At 62.6% G+C, this 19,101-nt stretch carries 21 protein-coding genes; 12 read left to right on the plus strand and 9 right to left on the minus strand.

Annotated elements, in window-relative coordinates; translation table 11 throughout:
- Genes trbK-alt through ACP148_RS00845 form a run of 6 tightly spaced genes read left to right on the plus strand, consistent with a single transcriptional unit; the run spans nt 1 to nt 4,779 of the window.
- Nucleotides 1-354 (plus strand): putative entry exclusion protein TrbK-alt, encoded by a 354-nt coding sequence (gene trbK-alt / locus ACP148_RS00820; RefSeq protein WP_421950051.1) that lies wholly within the window; start codon nt 1-3, stop codon nt 352-354.
- Nucleotides 351-1,679 (plus strand): P-type conjugative transfer protein TrbL, encoded by a 1,329-nt coding sequence (trbL, locus tag ACP148_RS00825; RefSeq protein WP_421950050.1) that lies wholly within the window; start codon nt 351-353, stop codon nt 1,677-1,679. Before trbK-alt ends, trbL begins: the two co-directional genes overlap by 4 nt.
- Nucleotides 1,679-2,368, plus strand: coding sequence for a conjugal transfer protein TrbF (gene trbF, locus ACP148_RS00830; protein ID WP_421950149.1), 690 nt, complete (start codon nt 1,679-1,681; stop codon nt 2,366-2,368). The genes trbL and trbF overlap by 1 nt, the downstream gene beginning before the upstream one ends.
- Nucleotides 2,365-3,378, plus strand: a complete 1,014-nt coding sequence (trbG, locus tag ACP148_RS00835) for a P-type conjugative transfer protein TrbG (RefSeq protein ID WP_421950049.1) — start codon at nt 2,365-2,367, stop codon at nt 3,376-3,378. The genes trbF and trbG overlap by 4 nt, the downstream gene beginning before the upstream one ends.
- Nucleotides 3,375-4,556, plus strand: coding sequence for a TrbI/VirB10 family protein (locus ACP148_RS00840; RefSeq protein WP_421950048.1), 1,182 nt, complete (start codon nt 3,375-3,377; stop codon nt 4,554-4,556). Before trbG ends, ACP148_RS00840 begins: the two co-directional genes overlap by 4 nt.
- Nucleotides 4,557-4,566: 10 nt before the next feature.
- Nucleotides 4,567-4,779, plus strand: a complete 213-nt coding sequence (locus ACP148_RS00845) for a DUF2274 domain-containing protein (protein ID WP_309208387.1) — start codon at nt 4,567-4,569, stop codon at nt 4,777-4,779.
- A gap of 50 nt (nt 4,780-4,829) precedes the next feature.
- Here the strand turns inward: ACP148_RS00845 and ACP148_RS00850 are convergent, their stop codons facing one another.
- The 6 genes from ACP148_RS00850 to ACP148_RS00875 form a co-directional block, all read right to left on the minus strand.
- Nucleotides 4,830-5,339, minus strand: a complete 510-nt coding sequence (locus ACP148_RS00850; protein ID WP_421950047.1) for a GNAT family N-acetyltransferase — start codon at nt 5,337-5,339, stop codon at nt 4,830-4,832.
- Nucleotides 5,340-5,342: 3 nt separating this feature from the next.
- Nucleotides 5,343-5,645, minus strand: coding sequence for a DUF1778 domain-containing protein (locus ACP148_RS00855; RefSeq protein ID WP_421950046.1), 303 nt, complete (start codon nt 5,643-5,645; stop codon nt 5,343-5,345).
- Nucleotides 5,646-5,764: 119 nt separating this feature from the next.
- Nucleotides 5,765-6,928: a tyrosine-type recombinase/integrase gene (locus ACP148_RS00860; RefSeq protein WP_421950045.1), complete on the minus strand. Its 1,164-nt coding sequence runs from the start codon at nt 6,926-6,928 to the stop codon at nt 5,765-5,767.
- 364 nt (nt 6,929-7,292) lie between these two features.
- Nucleotides 7,293-8,042 (minus strand): amino acid ABC transporter ATP-binding protein, encoded by a 750-nt coding sequence (locus ACP148_RS00865; RefSeq protein ID WP_421950044.1) that lies wholly within the window; start codon nt 8,040-8,042, stop codon nt 7,293-7,295.
- A complete protein-coding gene (locus ACP148_RS00870) occupies nt 8,039-8,932 on the minus strand; it encodes an amino acid ABC transporter permease (RefSeq protein ID WP_421950043.1) in 894 nt (297 codons plus the stop codon). The genes ACP148_RS00865 and ACP148_RS00870 overlap by 4 nt, the downstream gene beginning before the upstream one ends.
- Entirely contained in the window at nt 8,929-9,765 is an 837-nt protein-coding gene (locus ACP148_RS00875) for an ABC transporter substrate-binding protein (RefSeq protein WP_421950042.1), read from the minus strand. The genes ACP148_RS00870 and ACP148_RS00875 overlap by 4 nt, the downstream gene beginning before the upstream one ends.
- Before the next feature lie 261 nt (nt 9,766-10,026).
- On the opposite strand from ACP148_RS00875, the gene ACP148_RS00880 reads away from it, so the two are divergent.
- The gene (locus tag ACP148_RS00880; RefSeq protein ID WP_421950041.1) at nt 10,027-11,883 is read left to right on the plus strand and encodes a potassium/proton antiporter; all 1,857 of its coding nucleotides are present in this window, start codon (nt 10,027-10,029) and stop codon (nt 11,881-11,883) included.
- On the opposite strand, the gene ACP148_RS00885 is transcribed toward ACP148_RS00880, so the two are convergent.
- Nucleotides 11,874-12,434, minus strand: coding sequence for a flavin reductase family protein (locus ACP148_RS00885; RefSeq protein WP_421950040.1), 561 nt, complete (start codon nt 12,432-12,434; stop codon nt 11,874-11,876). The genes ACP148_RS00880 and ACP148_RS00885 overlap by 10 nt on opposite strands.
- A gap of 109 nt (nt 12,435-12,543) precedes the next feature.
- Between ACP148_RS00885 and ACP148_RS00890 the strand changes: the two genes are divergently transcribed.
- The 4 genes from ACP148_RS00890 (at nt 12,544) to ACP148_RS00905 (ending at nt 16,850) form a co-directional block, all read left to right on the plus strand.
- Nucleotides 12,544-13,236 (plus strand): helix-turn-helix transcriptional regulator, encoded by a 693-nt coding sequence (locus ACP148_RS00890; RefSeq protein WP_421950039.1) that lies wholly within the window; start codon nt 12,544-12,546, stop codon nt 13,234-13,236.
- 179 nt (nt 13,237-13,415) lie between these two features.
- Entirely contained in the window at nt 13,416-14,348 is a 933-nt protein-coding gene (locus ACP148_RS00895; RefSeq protein WP_421950038.1) for a VOC family protein, read from the plus strand.
- Between the two features lie 3 nt (nt 14,349-14,351).
- Nucleotides 14,352-14,960 (plus strand): alpha/beta hydrolase, encoded by a 609-nt coding sequence (locus ACP148_RS00900; RefSeq protein WP_421950037.1) that lies wholly within the window; start codon nt 14,352-14,354, stop codon nt 14,958-14,960.
- 81 nt (nt 14,961-15,041) lie between these two features.
- Nucleotides 15,042-16,850, plus strand: a complete 1,809-nt coding sequence (locus ACP148_RS00905; RefSeq protein ID WP_421950036.1) for a GGDEF domain-containing protein — start codon at nt 15,042-15,044, stop codon at nt 16,848-16,850.
- A 256-nt stretch (nt 16,851-17,106) separates the two neighbouring features.
- Here the strand turns inward: ACP148_RS00905 and ACP148_RS00910 are convergent, their stop codons facing one another.
- Nucleotides 17,107-17,400, minus strand: a complete 294-nt coding sequence (locus tag ACP148_RS00910; RefSeq protein ID WP_421950035.1) for a GNAT family N-acetyltransferase — start codon at nt 17,398-17,400, stop codon at nt 17,107-17,109.
- 128 nt (nt 17,401-17,528) lie between these two features.
- On the opposite strand from ACP148_RS00910, the gene ACP148_RS00915 reads away from it, so the two are divergent.
- Nucleotides 17,529-17,900 carry a RidA family protein gene (locus ACP148_RS00915; RefSeq protein ID WP_421950148.1) on the plus strand — a complete coding sequence of 124 codons (372 nt, stop codon included), beginning with the start codon at nt 17,529-17,531 and terminating at the stop codon, nt 17,898-17,900.
- Between the two features lie 222 nt (nt 17,901-18,122).
- Here ACP148_RS00915 and ACP148_RS00920 read toward each other — a convergent pair whose 3' ends face one another.
- Nucleotides 18,123-19,031, minus strand: a complete 909-nt coding sequence (locus tag ACP148_RS00920; protein WP_421950034.1) for a VOC family protein — start codon at nt 19,029-19,031, stop codon at nt 18,123-18,125.
- Nucleotides 19,032-19,101: the final 70 nt, after the last annotated feature.

The following is a 19,101-nucleotide window of genomic DNA, read 5'->3' on the forward strand; positions in this document are numbered from 1 at the left end:
ATGCGCCTACACCCCGAAGACAGCACGCTCGCACGGCTGGTTCTCATCGTCGGTTTCGTCACAGGCATCGCCGTGGCGACTCTGATCATGCACGAGCGCGCGGCAGAGCAGAGCATCGAGGGCGAGCTAGCCCGTTCATTGCCTGCTGCCGGTGATCCCGAGCTGATCCGCTGCCGCGACCTCGGCACAGCGGCGGCCGAGGACGAAAGCTGCCTTGCGGCCTGGTCCGAGGAGCAGCGCCGCTTCTTCGGGACAACCCAGACACCGCCATCGGTTCCGCCCGCTCTGCCCCCTGCCGGCGGGACCGAAGAGGAAGCGGTTGATGCACAAGCCGCAGGGATGGAGGCCCAATGAACAACACCGGCGTCATCGATCGCTTCCTCGACACGTTCACGACCTACATCGACAGCGGGTTCGGCCTGCTAGGTGGGGAGGTCGCGTTTCTCACCGCAACTCTGATCGTGATCGACATCACGCTCGCAGGCCTGTTCTGGGCTTGGGGCGCCGACGAGGACGTCATCCAGCGCCTAGCGCGCAAGACTCTCTATATCGGGTTTTTCGCCTTCATCATCGGCAACTTCAACAGCCTTGCCCAGATCGTCTTCCAGAGCTTTTCCGGGCTCGGGCTCCTGGCGGGCGGTTCGCAGATCACCGCCGACCAGCTCCTGCGGCCCGGTGCGATTGCCCAGACCGGCCTCGACGCCGCGCAACCGCTGCTCGACTCCGCGAGCCAACTCCTCGGCTTTCCTGCCGTCTTTTTCAATCTCGTGCAGATCGTCGTGTTGCTCATGGCCTGGATCATCGTGCTCATCGCCTTCTTCGTTCTCAGCGTGCAGGTATTTGTCACCCTGATAGAGTTCAAATTGACGACCCTGGCTGGGTTCATTCTCATCCCTTTCGCGCTGTTCAACAAAACAGCCTTCCTCGCCGAAAAAGTCTTAGGCAACATCGTTGCCTCGGGCGTCAAAATCCTCGTCTTGGCGGTCATCGTCGGCATCGGCTCGGGCCTTTTCGGCGAGTTCACGCAAGGGTTCGGTGGCGACCAGCCCACCATCACCGATGCTATGGCGCTGGTCCTCGCCGCACTCGCCCTGATGGGCCTTTCCATTTTCGGCCCCGGCATCGCTACCGGCCTTGTCTCGGGCGCCCCGCAGCTCGGTGCGGGATCGGCCGTCGGCACAGGCCTCGCCGTGGCCGGCATCGGCGCCGCCGGCGTCATGGGCGGCCGCGCGCTTGCCGGCGCCGTTCCGGGTGCTGCGCGCGGAGCCGCGATGGTCGGGGGCGCAGCATCCACTGCCTATTCCATAGGCGCTGAAACTACCGGCAAAACCGGTAGCGCAGCAATTCCCGCTGGTGCAGGCGGCATGATCGGCGCGGGTAGCGCGCTCGCTGGCCAAGGTCTACGAGCGATGGAGCGACGGGCTCTTGGCGCCCTGCGCACGAGCGCTGACACCGGCGCTGCCGCGGTGCGCCGAGCCGCCGGACAGACTGTTCCCGACGGTGCCGGTTTCGTCGACTCCGGCGATGGCCAGTCGTCCTCACAACCCGAATGGGCCGCTCGTATGCGCAGGTCCCAGACCATGAGCCACGGCGCCACTACTGCGGCCCATGTTATCCGGTCCGGCGATCAGGGCGGTGGCGGCTCTTCCGTTTCCCTCCAGCAGGACGACCGCCGATGATATCGCTCTTCCGACGTCCCCAATCCCACTACGGCGAAACGCCCGAACCTGAGACACCATATCAAAAGGCCGGCCAGGTCTGGGACGAGCGGCTCGGCACCTTCCGCGTGCAGGCCAAGAATTGGAGACTGATGGCATTTGGATGCCTGTTGCTCACCCTCGGCTTTGCCGCTGCGCTGGTTTGGCAATCAACACGCGGTACCGTTGTGCCTTGGGTGGTCGAGGTTGACCAACACGGCGAGGCCCGCACCGTGGCGCCCGCCATCGCCGACTATGATCCCACCGACGCGCAGATCGCTTGGCAGTTGGCGCGATTCATCGAGCAGGTCCGCTCGATATCGGCCGACGCCGTGGTCGTGCGGGAAAACTGGCTCGACGCTTACAACTATACCACCGATCGTGGCGCCATGGCGCTCAATGACTTCGCCCGCTCGAGCAACCCCTTCGAGCGTGTCGGTCGCGAGCAGGTCGCCGTCGAGGTGTCGAGCGTCATACGTGCCTCGGAGAGTTCATTCCGCATCGCTTGGACAGAGCGCCTTTACGAAAATGGTCAGCTCGCTCGCACCGAGCGCTGGACCGCCATCCTCACTACGATCATTCGCCAGCCCCGCACCGCCGATGCCCTGCGCGCCAACCCGCTGGGCCTTTACGTCAACGCCATCAACTGGTCGAGGGAACTCGGACAATGACTATCGCAAACGCCTCTCACCTCAAAAAATCCGCTCCCCTGCTGGCTGCTTTAGCCGTTACCCTAGCACTGACGGGCTGCGCCACAAACCGCACCTATATCCCGCCCGAGATCGACTATGATGATATGGCCCCGGCAGTGCTCACTGTCGATCCGCCAGCGCCCGTACAGGTGGTCGAGCTCCCGACACCTCTCCCGTTGCCCGGTCAGCTTCGTCCACTCGATGGGGAACGCGAGCCTGATGATCGTGATCCGGCCGATCGTGTGCTCGACGCCAATGAGGAAGCGCGCATGGAGCCAACCCAGGACGGTTACATCAACGCCGTGCAGGTCTATCCATACTCTGCTGGCGCGCTCTATCAGGTGTACGCTGCCCCCGGCCAGGTGACGGATATCGCCCTGCAACCCGGCGAATCTCTGGTCGGCGCCGGTCCGGTCGCCCTTGGCGACACCGTGCGCTGGATTGTGGGTGACACGGAGAGCGGGGCGGGGGACGCAAGGCAAATCCACATTCTCGTAAAACCGACGAGGCCGGATCTGCTCACTAACTTGATCATCAACACCGACCGGCGCACCTATCTGGTCGAGCTCAATTCGACTGAAACCGCCTACATGGCGCAGGTGTCGTGGCAATATCCCCAAGATCAACTCATCGCCCTGCGCCAGCAGAATACCCAGGCACAGGCCCGGACGCCGATCGCCGAGAGCGTCGATATCGCCAGCCTCAACTTCCGCTACGCCATCGAGGGCGACAGCGCGCCGTGGCGACCGTTGCGCGCCTTCGACGACAGCCAAAGGGTGTATATTGAATTTCCGTCAGGCATCGCGCAAGGAAACTTGCCGCCGCTGTTCACCATTGGCCCAGCCGGTGGCACCGATCTGGTCAACTACCGCGTGCGCAACAACTATATGATCGTCGACCGGCTGTTCGCCGCCGCCGAACTTCGTCTCGGCGATGGCAATAGCCAACGCATCGTCCGTATCGTTCGCACCGATGGACGTCAGCCATGAGCGAAGCGCCGGACATTCGAGCCGAGCTGCGCTTGCAGCCCGAGAAGCCGAAGGTGACGCGACTCTCTCGCCGTGTCATCATCGGCCTTGCCGGTGTGTCGGGGATAGCGGTGCTCGGCGCGCTCATCTGGGCGCTCGATACCAATCGCCGGAGCGCTGATCCGGAGCAGGAACTCTTCAGTATCGACAACCGGCCGACCGCCGAGGGTCTGAACACGCTGCCGTCCGACTACGCGGGCACTCCCCAGCTCGGCCCGCCGCTGCCCGGCGATCTCGGCCGCGCTATCCTTGAAACTCAGGATCGCGGCCAGCCCGTCGTGATGCCATCCTTCCAGCCTCCAGAAATTGATCGCGAGGAGCAGGCACGCCTTGCCGAGATCGAATCCGCAAGACTGAGCCAGTTGTTTGTCGGCTCCAATACAGCGGTGGGCGCGGGGAGTCTGCCATCGCTTCCGCAGCTCACCATGCCCGAGCTGATCGCGCCGGTCGGCGCCGCGTCCCCGCTGCCGCTAGACGCCGGCGCCGCGCAGAACATGCAGGACCGCAAGCTCGACTTCCTCACCGGCGAGGTTGATACGCGCGCCGTCAGCGACCAGCAGCTCATGCTGCCGGCTTCGCCCTATCTGGTGCAGGCCGGTGCGATCATTCCGGCGGCGCTCATCACCGGGATTCGATCCGATCTGCCCGGCCAGATCACGGCCCAGGTGACGAGCCCGGTCTATGACACGCCGACTGGCAGCTTCCTGCTCATCCCGCAAGGCGCGCGCCTGATCGGTCGCTACGACAGTCAGATCGCTTTCGGGCAATCCCGTGTGCTCTTGGTGTGGGACAGGCTAATCCTGCCCAATGGCCGCTCGATCCTGCTCGACAGCCAGCCTGGCACCGACACGATGGGCTTCGCGGGACTGGAGGATGAGGTGGACTATCACTGGGGCCGCATCTTCCAGGCAGCAGCGCTTTCGACCTTGCTCGGAATCGGCACCAATCTCGGATCGTCGAGCGAGGAAAGCGAGATCGCCGCCGCCATCCGAGAGAGCGCCCAGGGCACGGCACAGGACGTCGGCCAGCAGATCGTGCAGCGTCAGATCAACATTCAGCCGACCTTGACGATCCGGCCCGGCTTCCCGGTTCGGATTCTGGTCAACCGCGATCTCGTGCTTGAACCCTATCAGGGATAAGGAGACACTCGTGAGCAAGCTCAAGCTCGGCCCTATCGTTGACGAGAAGCCCGTCAAGCTCACCGTAGAACTGCCCGCCGCCGTGCATCGCGATCTGGTCGCCTATGCCGAAGTCCTGGGGCGCGAGACAGGTCAGGACGTCCCTGAACCGGCAAAGCTCATTGGTCCGATGATCCAGAAGTTCATGGCTACGGACCGAGCGTTTGCGAGGGCGAGAAGGTAAACGCGCTGGAGCGGCTCTTTCCGCATCCGGCAGAATGGCGCCGCGCGCAATCAAGACCCCGCTGCGGCGATTGATGCAGCAACATCCGAAATCGCGCGGAAGAGGACCAACGGATCATCCTTTGAAGGGACGAATCCTCGCCGCGTCCAGAATGCGGCCGCATCACTATCGACCGCGTTGACGATCAACGCACGTCCGCCGACAAGCGACGCCGCCGCGACACAGCGCTGAAGCGCGTGCTTGACGAGGCCGGTGCCGATGCCGCGGCCACGCCAACCTTCATCAGTTGCGAGCTGGCCGAGCAGCAGACAGGGAACAGGGTCGGGAGGTTGGCCGGTGCGAATGGAACGAGGGAGCCGCGACGGCACGATGGCCGTCGGTGCCAGGCCGTAATAGCCCACGACCCGCTTGTCCTCATGCACCACGATAACCGCCGTGAACCCCTTTTCCTGGTTCGATAACGCCCGTGTCTTCAGCCACCGATCGAGCGCGGGCTTACCACATGAAAATGCTGATACGTTATGCGATGAATTGAGCGGCTCGGGACGGGAAAGCGGCAAGCCTCACTCCCCGGTCTTCGTTTCGTTCTGCTCCCAGGGCGAGGGACGGCGCAGCAACTCCACCATCTCGGGAACCGCCGTCGCGGGACCGGAAAGGGCCTCGATGAAGGCATCGAATCCCTCTGGGCTCATGCGGATCGGCACCGCCTCCATAAGCACATCCTCCGCCGCCCGTACGGCCGCCTCACGTACGAAATCCGTGCGCGAACGCCCACGCAGCGTTGCGGCGCGATCAATGATGGCGATATCCGTCTCTGGCAACCGCATTGAAAGCGGATGATCCTTGCGTTCGGCAATGGGTGGCATGGCGCTACTCCTTCCCGCCAAAGATAAGAGATTGTAGCGCATATTGCAATACAGAACGAGCCGGCTGCACAGATCCCATTCGGGCCAAATTGCGACCCGGATCGAGTCCGCGCCAACCATCACCCAAGCGCCTCGGCGAGGCGGCTTGCGATCTTGGTCGCGGCGGCCTTGATCGGGTCATTCGCCAAATGCGCGTACCGCGCCGTCGTTTGTATCTGCGTATGGCCTAACAGCTTCCCGATCATCGAAAGGCCCTCGCCCACGACCAACCCGCCGGAGGCGAAGGTGTGGCGCAGATCGTGGATGCGGACATCCTCGAGCTCGGCGAGCTTGCGTATGCGTCGCCAAGGCCGTTGCATGTCCGTGAGATATGCGCCGGGCTTCTTGCCGACGATGACGAACGGGTTGCCGGCCATCTTCGGCACCTTCTTGAACACGTCGATTGCGGCCTCGCCCAGATAGACCGACTTCGCTCCGGTCTTGCTGTCGGGAAGCCGGATTTCCAACTCATCAAGATCGACCCAGGCCCACTTCAGCTTCTGGATTTCCGACAAGCGGCAGCCTGTCAGGAGCAGAAGGCGAAACGCGGCCACGGCATGCGCGCTTTCGGAGCCGTCCTGTTCAACCTGACTGAGCACCTTGCCGAGCCGCGCCAACTCGTTCCCGGACAGGAAACGGGTCCGCTTGCGCTCGGGAAAATGGGCAACGTCGTCGCACGGGTTGGAGTGCTTATCGCGGACGCCCCAGACCTCAGCGAGGTTCATCATCTTGGAGAGCACCCCCACGGTGCGGTTGGCCTGGTAGGGAATATGCGACATGCCGCCATGCAACTCCGCCACATCGGCCGTCGTGACGCTGCGCACACGTTGCTTGCCAAAGAACGGGTTGATGAACAGCTCGACCGAGCGCTTGTATTCATATTGTGTCGATGGCTTGCACCTGACCGCGACGTGCTCTTTCAGGAACCGCTCGCCGAGCGCTGCCATCGTCAACGACTGGCGTTCCCGGTCGCGCGCTGCGGCAGGATCGCCATCACCGCCCCGAACACTGCCGAGCATGCGCAGCGCCTCCTTCCGCGCCTCATCCGCGGTGACCGGCCCGAACTGGCCGATCATCACGCGACGGGTGCGGCCGTGACGCCGATATTGAATGAGGAAATAGCGGTGGCCGCTGGGCATGACCCGAACGCCGAAACCTGGCAGATCGTTGTCGAAGACGATATAGTCCTTGTCGCGCCCGGTCAGCTTATCGACCGTCCGCTTCGTCAGCTTTTCCTTGGACATGGCGTTTCATCCTGGCCTTCATTCGATGGATTGCCGGGATTTTGTGGAAGCATACTGGAAGCAGCAGGCGGAAAATCACGGCGTAGGGGATCGAAGTCGATGTTAGGCGGGATGAAGGGGAAATCAAGCGTTTTCAGAGGCTTGTCATAGTAGTTCGAAAGAATACAAGCTGCATCGTAGATGGTCGTAACTATCGTTTTATTTCTCATAACCTGAAGGTCGCAGGTTCAAATCCTGCCCCCGCAACCAACAAAAAGCCCGCTAAACCGTAATGGTTGGCGGGCTTTTGTTTTGCCGTGCGATGGCTGTTGGGGGCGGCAGATATCGACTTTATGGCGGCGCGATCGGTCACATGATCGAGCGTTTAGAGCCGGCCGGCCTCGATGATCCGTTGCAGGAATTTGCGGGTGCGCGGGTGCTGGGGGTTCGAGAACAGGGTTTTGGGTTCGGCCTCCTCCACGATACGGCCGCCATCGAGAAAGCAGACGCGGTCGGCGACGTCGCGGGCGAAGCCCATCTCGTGGGTGACGATGACCATTGTCATGCCATCGGATTTGAGCTTGCGGATGATGGCGAGAACCTCGCCGACCAGTTCGGGATCGAGCGCGGCGGTCACCTCGTCAAGCAGCATGACTTCGGGCCGGGTGGCAAGGGCCCGCACGATGGCCACGCGCTGCTGCTGGCCGCCAGAGAGCTGCTCGGGATAGGCGTTTTCGAACTCGGTCATGCCAAAGGCACCGAGCAGTTCGCGGGCGGTTGCCATGGCCTCGGGCTTTGGCGTTCCGTGGACCTTGAGGGGGGCGAGGGTGATGTTTTCCATCACGCTCATATGGGGAAAGAGATTGTAGGACTGAAAGACGATGCCGATCCTGCGATAGACCCCGTTGCGGCCCCAGGAGGGGTCATCGAGCGATATCCCGTCGAGCGCGACGGTGCCGTGATCGAACTCGGTGAGCCGGTTGATGCAGCGCAAAAGGGTCGATTTGCCCGAACCGGACGCGCCGATCAGGCATACCACCTCATGGGGGGCGACGGCGAGATTGATGTCGTCGAGGACGAGGGTCTCGCCATAATATTTGGTGAGCCCGGAGATGGTGATGCGGTCTTTATTCACATGGCCCCCTGAAGGCGGCGCTGGCGGTCTTTTTTCGAGATGTAGTCGGTAAGCCGGGCCATGGGGATGGTCGCGACCAGAAACAGCAGCGCGGCGGCGATCAGCGACGAATAGTTGAAGGTCTGGGCGGTGTAGATCTGGGCCTCGCGCACCGCATCGCGCACGCCGATGACCGAAAGCAGGGCCACGTCTTTTTGCAGGGCGACGGCGAGGTTCAAAAGCACGGGCATGACGTTGCGAATGGCCTGGGGCAGGATGGCGTAGCGCATGGTCTGCCATTGGGAAAGGCCGAGGGCGGTGGCGGCGGCGCGCTGGCCGTCATGGACGGCCTCGATGCCGGAGCGATAGATTTCGGCCGAATAGGCGGCGTAGGAGATGACCATGGCCGTGGCGCCCCAAAACAGCGCCGAATTGGGCAGGCCGGGCAGATTGAGCGCCGGAATGCCGAAGCCGAAGATCAGGACGAGCAGCAGGACCGGCAGGCCGCGGAACAGGTCGATATAGACGATTGTGAACACCCGGAGCGGGGCAAACCAGGGACCGGTGAGCGAGCGGAAAAGGGCCAGAACGAGCCCCCATGCCATTATGGCGAACAGGCAGATCGCCCAGACCTGGAGGTTGAGCCAGAAGCCGCGCAACACCTGCGGGAAGGATATCGCCATGGCATTGAGATCGAAAAACTGCCGCGCGATACGCGGCCATTGTTCGGCCGAGGTCACGACATAGGCGATGGCGCCGAAAACGACGGCGACCATGACGATCGAGATGGTGGCGGGCAGATAGCGGTCGCGCGCGCTCAGCTTCTTTCTTGCCGGGGGAAGAGGCCGACGCGGCTCCGGTTCCGAAGCCGCGTCGATATCGGTGCCTTGCGGCGGTAGTCCAGAGGTCATTCGGTGATAACCGGCAGGTCGGGATCGGCGATCAGGTACTGGGCGACCAGGGCGTCGATGACGCCTTCGGATTTGAGTTCGGCAATGGCCTCATTGACCCATTCGACAAGATCATTGCCCTGTTCGAAGATCAGGCCGTGACCATAATCGTTCTCGTCGGGGGTGAGGATCGCGGCGATGGTGGCGTCGGGCACCTGGACGGCGGTGAGATAGAGCGCGGTGGGCAGTTCGGTGGCCACGGCGTCGATCTGGTTGCCCTGCAGGGCCTGAAACAGGCCGACCTGGTCGTTATAGACGGCGGGTTCGGTGACACCGATGATCTGTTCGACATAGTCGAGATCGGTGGTGCCGATCATCACGCCCCAGCGCACCTCGCGCAGATCGGCAAAGCTGGTCGCCTGTTCGACGGCAGAGCCGGGCATGGCGACCACGGCCTTTTGCGGCTGGTAATAGACGTCCGAGAAGGTGGCGATCTGGGCGCGATCCTCGGTGACCGAGATCTGCTGGATGCCGAAATCATAGTCCTTGGCGCCGGGCGCTATGGCCTGATCGAAGGTTTCGCGCACCCACACGACATCGTCGGGCGCAAAGCCCATCTTTTCGGCCAGGGCATAAACGAAAGCACTTTCAAAACCCTCGCCATTGGAGGGGTCGTTGTCCATCATCCAGGGCGGAAAGACCGGATCGGAGGTCGCGACGGTGAGTTGGCCGGGCGTAAACAGGCGCGGATCGTCAGGTGTTTTGTCCTGAGCGTGAGCCACGCCAACACCGAGCGCCGTGGCGAGCGATGCCGCAACGGCCAGGCCGCGTAGCAGTGAGATTTTTACCGACATGATCGAAGACCTCCAGCGTCCAAGGGAGAATGCGAGGTTGCGATATTATCGGGCGTACGTGGGCGCGCAAGAGGTGTCCCTGTCCATGCGGGCCGCAAAACCCGTTCCGGACCAGCTAATTTTTTGCCGCAAAAGCGTTTTTTTGCCTTGCCGGGGGTGGACGTGACGCATTGGCGCCGTAATCATTGCGGCTATTGACTTTTATACCTCCGCGGCCGGTCCGGCCGGCTGCCATACATTTTTAGATCGGGTCATTTGGGGATGATCGACTGGATTTATCCGCTGCTCCTCGTGGGCGCGGCGCTCATCGTTGTTTCGGTTTTTACCAGTCTCGTCGCCTTCCGCTTCGGGGCACCCTTGCTGCTGCTGTTTCTGGGCATCGGGCTGGGCGCGGGCAGCGACGGGCTGGGAATCGAGTTCTCCGACGTCAATACCGCCTATTTCGTGGGCTCACTGGCGCTGGCGGTCATTCTTTTTGATTCCGGGTTCGGCACCTCGCTCAAAGCGTTCCGGCAGGCGGCGGCGCCGTCCATTGTCCTAGCCACAGTCGGGGTGCTGCTGACCACGGCGATCGTGGGCATGGCGGCGCGGCTGTTGTTCGGGTTCGGGTGGGCCGAGGGGCTTTTGATGGGGGCCATCGTCTCCTCGACCGACGCGGCGGCGGTGTTCTTTCTGTTGCGTGTGGGCGGCATCACCATTCGCGACAAGGTGCGTTCGACCCTCGAAGTGGAATCGGGATCGAACGATCCGATGGCGATCTTTCTGACCATCATGTTCGTGGAACTTCTGGCCTCGGGATCGGGGATCACCGGGTTCACCCACGAATTCATCGTGGGATTCGGATTGCAGATGGGGCTCGGGGTGACGCTGGGCATTGCGGGGGGCGCGGCGATCGTCTTCATCATCAACCGGGTGGAACTGGAGGGCGCGCTCTATCCCATCATCGTTCTGGGCATGGCGGTGCTGCTGTTTGCCCTTACCGGGCTGCTGGGGGGATCGGGCGCTCTTGCTGCCTATGTGGCGGGGCTGGTGGCGGGCAATCGCCGGGTGCGGGCGCGCGCGACGCTGGTGCGCTTCCAGGACGGAATGACCTGGCTGGCCCAGATCGTGATGTTCCTCATCCTGGGGCTTCTGGCCAGCCCGTCGCAGTTTGGCGATGTGGCGCTGCCCGCCGTGGCGCTGGCGCTGTTCCTGATGTTCGTCGCCCGGCCGGTGGCGGTGTGGTTGTGCCTTCTGGCCTTCCAGTATCAGCGCGACGAAATCGCGTTCATTTCGTGGGTGGGCCTGCGCGGCGCGGTGTCGATCCTTCTGGCCATCCTGCCGCTCATCGCGCTGCTCGAAAACGGCGCGGTGCTGTTCAATACGGCCTTCATAATCGTTCTGACCTCGCTTTTGGTGCAGGGCTGGACCATCCGGCCCATGGCGCAATGGCTCGGGCTGATCGTGCCGCCGCGCATCGGGCCGGTCGAGCGCGTGGGGCTCGAATTGCCGGGCAGCGCGCATCACGAGTTGATCGTCTATCACGTCGTCGAGGGCAGTCCGGTGGCCGAGGGCGAAAGGCTGCCGCGCTGGGCGCGCCCGTCGCTGATCGTGCGGGAGGGCCAATCGATGCGCTTCCAGTTTGCCGGGCGGATCAAGGCCGGGGACTATGTCTATATGTTCATCGCGCCGCGCTATACGCGGCTGCTGGACAGGCTGTTTGCCAGCCCCACCAAGGTGGAGGCGGACGACAAGGATTTCTTTGGCGAATTCCGGATCAATCCCGAGCGCCCGCTGACGGCGCTCAAGGACGCCTATGACGCGCAGATCGGCCCCAATATTTCGCTGGAAAAGACCATTGGCGAGTATATGCGCGAGCGGCTGGGCGGGACCGCCGAGATCGGCGATCGGGTGGCCATAGGGGCGCTGGAACTGATCGTGCGCGAAGTGAATATCGAGGGGGAGGTTTCCGAGGCCGGACTTGCCATCGACCAGGATGCGCAAAAGGCTCGCGTGCCCGTGTTCATGAGCGGACGGGAACTCAGGGCGTTCGTTCGAGCCAAGCTCGATGAGCGGCGTGCCAAAAAGAACAGCCGAAAGGCGGGAGAACAGCCGGCGGCCGATCCCTCTCAGGATTGATCGAGCGCCTTGTAAGCGCGCCGGTGCCAGATGAGCGGCGCACGGTCGGGGTAGGAGCGGGTATGGGTCACGATGCCCGCATAGAGGGTGTGGGTGTCCATAATTATCGAGCCGGCCAAAACGCAATCGAGACTGGTGACGGCGCCGGCAAGGAGCGGCTGGCCGGAGGGCCAATGATCCCAATCGGCGGTCGAGAACCGATCCTGCGGCCCCCAGCCGGCAAAGGCGTCGGCCACGGCTTGCTGATCCTGCGCGAGCACAGAAAGCGAAAACCGGCCCGCAGCGTCAATGGTCTGTGCCAGTTCGGTATCGCGGGTGATCGAGACCATCACGGCGGGCGGTTCGGCACTGAGCGAGAGCATGGCGGTCACCGTGCGCCCGTGGCGCTCATCGCCGTGGCGGGCGGTGACGACGGTGATGGCGGCGGCGAGCGTGCTCATGGCGCCGGCAAACTGGGAGGCGGGCACCGCATCGGGGGCGGCCGGATGGTCCGCCAGAGCGAGAGCGAGAGCCGGACTGGCCGGCGGAATATTGATGTTCGGTCTGGTCATTTCAGGGCAGTTTCGGGCCGGTCGGTGTGAAGAAACCGGCGGGGCTTGATCTTGCGGCCCGGTCTCTGTATTTTCCAAGTAAGTGCTTTCTAAATGTCGCTCAGCAGCCATGTCAAGCAGCAAACCGGTGATTGAAAATTCTCCATCATTGCCCGAGACGGGAAACTGGTCTCCGCGCAATGCGGCTGAACGCGTCCTGTTCCATCTCAAGATGCACGGGGAAAAAACCGCTGCCGAACTGGGCCGGGCGCTTGGAACCTCGGGGGAAGCGGCGCGCCAGCAATTGGTGCGGCTGTCCGAGGAGGGGCTTGTCGAAAGCTGGAGCCAGTCGCGCGGGGTGGGGCGGCCATCCCAGTTCTGGCGGCTGACGGGAGCCGGGCAGTCGCGGTTTCCCGATACCCATGCGGCGCTGACCGTCGAGCTTTTGGGCATCGTTGGCGACACGTTCGGCCCCGACGTGCTCTCGCGGATCATCGACACGCGCGAGGAACGCACCAAAGCGGTCTATCACTCAGCGATGAGCGATGCGGGAGGGCTGGGCGAACGGGTGGCGCGGCTGGCCGATCTGCGCTCGGCCGAGGGGTACATGGCCGATTGGGAGGCCGATGGCGAGGGCGGGTATATGCTTTATGAAAACCATTGCCCGATCTGCGCGGCGGCGACGGCATGCCAGAATTTCTGCCGGGCCGAACTGGCGGTGTTCCGCGACGTGCTGGGACCCGATGCGAGGGTGGAGCGCACCGACCACATCGTTTTGGGCGCGCGCCGGTGCGCGTATCGGATATCGGCGGCCCGCGCCTGAACGATCAATCGTTCGGCATTATCGAATAATGAATGAACCATAGTCCGGATTATCCGAACCGGCGGGCCGACTATATTGGTCTCCAACACAGCCCTTAGGGGCGCTTTGTTTGTCGTGCTGTCGAACCGAAAAAGTCTGCAACTTTTTCTGACAACACTTTGGCGATTGGAGATTTGACAATGCTCGACCAGATCAGGGGCCTGCATCACGTGACGTCGATGTCGCGCGACGGGAATGCCAACAATTCCTTCTTTACCGATACGCTCGGCCTGCGCCGGGTGAAAAAGACGGTCAATTTCGACGAGCCCTCGGTCTATCACCTCTATTATGGCGATGAGGCGGGAACGCCGGGATCGGTGATGACCTATTTCCCGTTTCCCCACATCATCCGTGGGCGTCCGGGTACGGGAGAAGTGGGTGAGACCGTGTTTTCGGTTCCCGAGGGCAGCCTTTCGTTCTGGAAGGAGCGGTTCGCCGAAAAGGGCGTTGGCGGGGTGGTTTCCGAAGAAGCGTTCGGGGAAAACCGGTTGCGGTTCACTGCAGTCGATGGCGACAGTTTCGCGCTGGTGGAAGCCAAAGGCGACCGGCGGGCGCCGTGGACCGGCGGAGCGGTGGCCGGCGACGCGGCGATCCGGGGCTTTGCCGGGGCCAAATTGCGGCTCGGCGACAGCGGGGCGACCGAAGAACTGCTCAAATTCATGGGGTACGAGCACGCCGATACCTCCAAGGGCATCAAGCGCTTCGTGATCCCTGGCGGCAATGGCGCCGACGTCATCGATCTCCAGACGCTGCCCAACATGCCAAGAGGCGATCTGGGGGCGGGATCGGTGCACCACATCGCGTTCGCCGTCGATGACCGGGAGGCGCAAAAGGCGGTGCGCCAGGCGCTGCTCGACACGGGATATCAGGTGACCCCGGTGATCGATCGCGATTATTTCTATGCGATCTATTTCCGCACGCCGGGCGGGGTGCTGTTCGAGATCGCGACCAACGAGCCCGGTTTCGACAAGGACGAGGATACGGCCCATCTTGGCGAGGCGCTCAAGCTGCCGGCCCAGCACGAACATCTGCGGGCCTGGCTGGAAACCCATCTGCCCGAAATAAAGGATTGAGCGATGAGCGAAGCCTATTTCATCAAAGAGCAGGCCGGGCAGGGTCCGGCGGCTCCCACCTTCGTGCTTTTGCATGGCACGGGGGGCGACGAGAACCAGTTCTTCAATCTGGGGCGGCAATTGTTGCCCCAGGCCCGGCTGGTCGCCATCAGGGGTGATGTTTCGGAAGGCGGGGCGCTGCGCTATTTCAGGCGGACCGGGGAGGGCGTTTATGACATGGACGACCTTGCGGCCCGGACCGAGAAAATGGCGGGCTTTCTGGCGGGGCTGGCATCGGAAGGCCCGTTGATCGGGCTGGGCTATTCCAATGGCGCCAATATCCTGGCCTCGGTGATGATGGCCCATCCCGAACTGTTCGAGGCGGCGGTGCTCATGCATCCGCTGATCCCGTGGAAACCCGAGCCCGTCGAAGGGCTGGCCGAACGCCGCGTTTTGATAACGGCAGGACGGCGCGACCCGATCTGCCCGGCCCCGCTCACCCAGGCCCTGGGCGACTGGTTCACAGGGCAGGGGGCGACGGCCGAGATTGCCTGGCACGAGGGCGGTCACGAAATCGTGCAGTCCGAACTGGCCGCGATTGCCGGGTTTGTCGAGCGCTACAGGGACGGTTAACAGGGTATAAACCACTGTCCCGATACGGTTTTGAGTGCCGGCGCATGCGTGCGCCGGCATTTTTTGGGGGTAGAGCGAGCGATGGTGAGATCGCTTATTGGCCAATTGGCGGGACCGAGCCTGCGCACACGGGTGCTTTGGCTGGTGCTTGCCGCGCTGGTGCTTGTGGGGCTGGCGGGCTGGCTGGCCATTAACCGCATCATCGATTCCCTGACGCTGCAGTTCGGCACGATGATTGCCGAGAGGCAGGTCCAGTATGATCGCTATCGCGGGATGGCGGCGCTGGGGCGGGAGATTTCGCTTGCCGAAACCCTGAGCCGTTCGCCGGTCATGCTAGACTGGTTCGTCAATGAGCAGGACGAAGAGCTCATGGCGCATGGGCTGGCCGAGATGGAGCACTACCGCGCGGCGTTTACCGACAAAAGCATTTTCCTGGTCGTGAATGCCTCGGGCAATTACTATTTCAACGACGCCCAGAACAGCTATGGCGACGATCCCTACAGCTACACGCTGCGGCCGTCGCTGGAACGCGACGCCTGGTATTACGCGACGCGGGCCAGGCGCGAAGGCTGCCATCTCAACGTCAATATCGATGACGTGCTCAAGCTCACCAAGGTGTGGATCAACTGCCTTGTCTCAAGGGACGGGGAGGTGCTCGGCATGGTGGGCACGGGGCTCGATCTTTCGGCCTTCATCCGGGAGGTCGTGGATATCTCCCAACCCGGTGTCGATTCCATTTTTGTGGACCAGGGTGGCGCCGTACAGGCGCACCGGGATGCTTCGCTTGTCGATTTTCGCTCGATCACCAAGGATATAGCTGAAAAGACGACGGTCTTTTCGCTGGTCGACGATCTCGAGGACATGGCGCTGCTGCGCGCGATGATGAACGGTGCCATGGAAACGCCCGACCAGATCCGTACCGCAACGCTGACCATGGGCGGCATGCCCAAGCTGGTGGGCGTGGGCTATCTCGACCATATCGGATGGTACAACATCACGGTGATGGACCTTCAAACCATCATCGACCGGCGCATCTTCCTGCCGGTGGGGCTGGCCGCCATCGCGATATTGCTGGGGGTGGGACTGGCGCTGAGCTGGATTTTCCGCATCGTGGTGCTCAGAAGGCTCGAAAAGGTCGAGGCGGGGCTGGTGGCCCTGCGCCAAGGCAAACGGGCGGTAATGAAACCCGACCGCAGCGCCGATGAAATCGGCAGGCTTTCGCGCACGCTTATCGAAATGTCCGACACGATAACCGAAGCGCGGCTCAGCCTTGAAAGCCAGGTGCGCGAGCGCACCGAACAGCTCCAATCACTGGTCAATCTGGACGCGCTGACCAAAATCTGCAATCGCCGCGGTTTCGAGGAAAAATTCATCGTCCAGCGTCGCCGGGAGGACAATGCGGACCGCGTCAACGGGCTGATGCTGATCGATATCGACAATTTCAAGACCGTCAACGACACGGCCGGCCATTCGGCGGGCGACCAGGTGGTCATCGAAGTCGCGCGCCGGCTGACCGCCGCGCTGAGGCGGGTGGACGTCTGTGCGCGGTGGGGCGGGGACGAGTTCATCATCCTGGTGCGCGATTGCTCGCCGCAGGCCCTGTCCCAGATCGCCAATGCCCTTACCGAAATGATGCGGCAAATGCCGGTCGTCCTTTCGCACGGAGAGCCTCTGCCGGTCACCATCAGCATCGGCGCCGTGCTGGTTCTTGCCGACGACAGTCTCGAGATCGCCACCGAAATGGCCGACGCTGCGCTCTACAGGGCCAAGGAAGAGGGGCGTGACAGGGTGGTGCTGTTCGAGCGCGAGATGGATCTGGGCGAAAAAGTCAATGAGGACGCGCCCGACGCGCCATCGGCCACCGAGACGGCCGATAGCGAGAGCGTCTAGACGCGTTTTTCAACCGCAAATCCGTTTCCAGTCTCGGCCGACCCGCTTCCAGAGAATTTCAGCGCTTCTTCGAATCGCTCCAATTGCTCTAAGTCCTTGTTTTGTCGCGCTTCCGAACCGGATAAGTGGTGCCCACTTATCCTGGAAGCGCTCTAGAGCCGTTCAGGATTTGATTGAATCAAATCCTTGTCTCTAAACCCTTGTTTTGTCGCGTGTCCGAACCGATAAAGTGGTATCCACTTTATCTGGACACGCTCTAGGCCAGCAAATCGTCCCAATCGGGGTGGCGGCGGAACTGGACGGCCACATAGGGGCATTGCGGGACGATCTTGAAATTGTCGGCGCGCGCATCGGCGACAGCGCGCTTGACCAGTTGCAGGGCAATACCGCGGCCCTCGAAAGCGCGCGGAACGCCGGTGTGGGTTATGATAATGGACCGGTCGGGCCGGCGCAGATAGGTCATTTCGGCCTGTGCGCCGCCGTCCAGATCGGCCCAATAGCGCCCATGGTCGCCGTTCACTTTGTGCTGGATGTCGAGATCGATGGCCATGAGTGTTCCTTGTAAGCGCCTTTTGTGAACGTAGCGCGGCACAGATGGTTGCGGTTGACGGCAAGCGCAAGGCCCTGCACCCTCCTGACCGAAATCAAGGAGTTGCCATGAGCGAGCCCATCCATCACATGATCGAGCGCGGTCCGCGCCCGGTCGCTCCGTTTTCCCATGCCGTCGAGGCCGATGGCTGGGTGTTTGTCACCGGACAGATGCCCACCGATCCCGATGCTCCCGATGCGCCGCTGCCCGAGGGAATCGTGGCGCAGACGCGCCGGGTGATGGACAATCTGGCAATCGTTCTGGGCGGGATCGGGCTGTCGCTCGAAAATATCACGATGGCGCGCATCTATCTCACCGCCTTCGAGCGCGACTACGCGGACATGAATGCCACCTACCAATCGTATTTCGAGGCCGGAAAACTCCCGGCCCGGACGACCATCGGGGTGACCGGGCTGGCGGTTGGGGCCTTAGTCGAGATCGACCTGATCGCCCGCCGTTAAGTTAGGTGAGGGTGGCCTGCAAATGGCAATCTTCTGCGCTTCCGGTGCTCACGTACCCGACGGTACGCTCCGCTCATAGCCCGCGAGCTTAAGCTCGACGGGCGTTCTTCCCTAATGAAGGTTCACTGGACCTTCATTAGCCGGTCATCACTCTCAAAGATCACCATATTCGCTGGCGCGGACCTTCGGTTCGGCTCACCCTGACCTAACTCTCCACACACGCTACGCTAGCAGAATACGCAGGCGGTTGCCGGCGGGGTCGTGGGTTTGGATGCCGGTTTCGATGGTTTCGACAACCGATCCGGCGCTGGTCAGGCGGTCGCGGATTTCATCGAGTGTCTTATCGTCGGGGACGACGATTTCGAACCAGCGCAGTCCGGCTGCCCCGGCCGGTGGCATCGAGGGGTTGCGGCCGGCCCAGATGTTGAAGGCAAGGATGTGGGGGGCATAATCGAGATTGACGTCGCCCATGCCGTAACGGCGCGAGAGAAGCTGGCCGGCAAAGCCGATCTGGTCGCGGTAAAAACCCATGGCGGTATCGAGATCGTCGACATGGACATGGACGTGTCCGATGCGGGTGCCCTCGGGCATGGGAGCGAAGGGGGTGTCGTCGCCATCGAGCTCGGCCAGAAGGCCCGGCACGTCGATGGGCTCGCGGCCCGAATGGGGCTTACCGTCGGGGGTTGCCGCCATCAGTTCGTCATGCTCGACGAATCTGCCGCGCCAAGGGGTCTCGTAGGTGATCTCAATGCCGTTGCCGTCGAAATCCCACAGATAGAGCGCTTCGGAGACCAGATGGTCGGTGGGCGAGACGCGAACGCGGGCGGCAAGCGCCCGGTTGAGGGCACGAGCGAAATCGCGGCGGGTGGGGACGTGGATGGCGACGTGGTAGAGCCCGACAGTGTGGGGCGCAACCGGCCCGGTGGCGCCGGTTTCGAGCACGACGAGCACGGTGCCGCCGGCGCCCAGTTCGAGGCGGTCGGGCGTCTGGCTTATCAGTGTCAGTCCGATAACGTCGCGCCAGATGGAAAGGGCGCGTTCGGGATCGGTGACAGCGATGTGGATCTGTCCCAGACGGGTCTGGGTGGGAACCAGAAGCGGGGTGGCGACGCTGGGTTTGGTATCGAGCATTTGCGTTATCTCCGTGGGCGGACACGCGGCCCGCATGGGCAATCGATCATTGCCACCAAGATAACGCCGA

Source organism: Pelagibacterium sp., assembly GCF_965249125.1.
Taxonomy (GTDB): Bacteria; Pseudomonadota; Alphaproteobacteria; order Rhizobiales; family Devosiaceae; genus Pelagibacterium.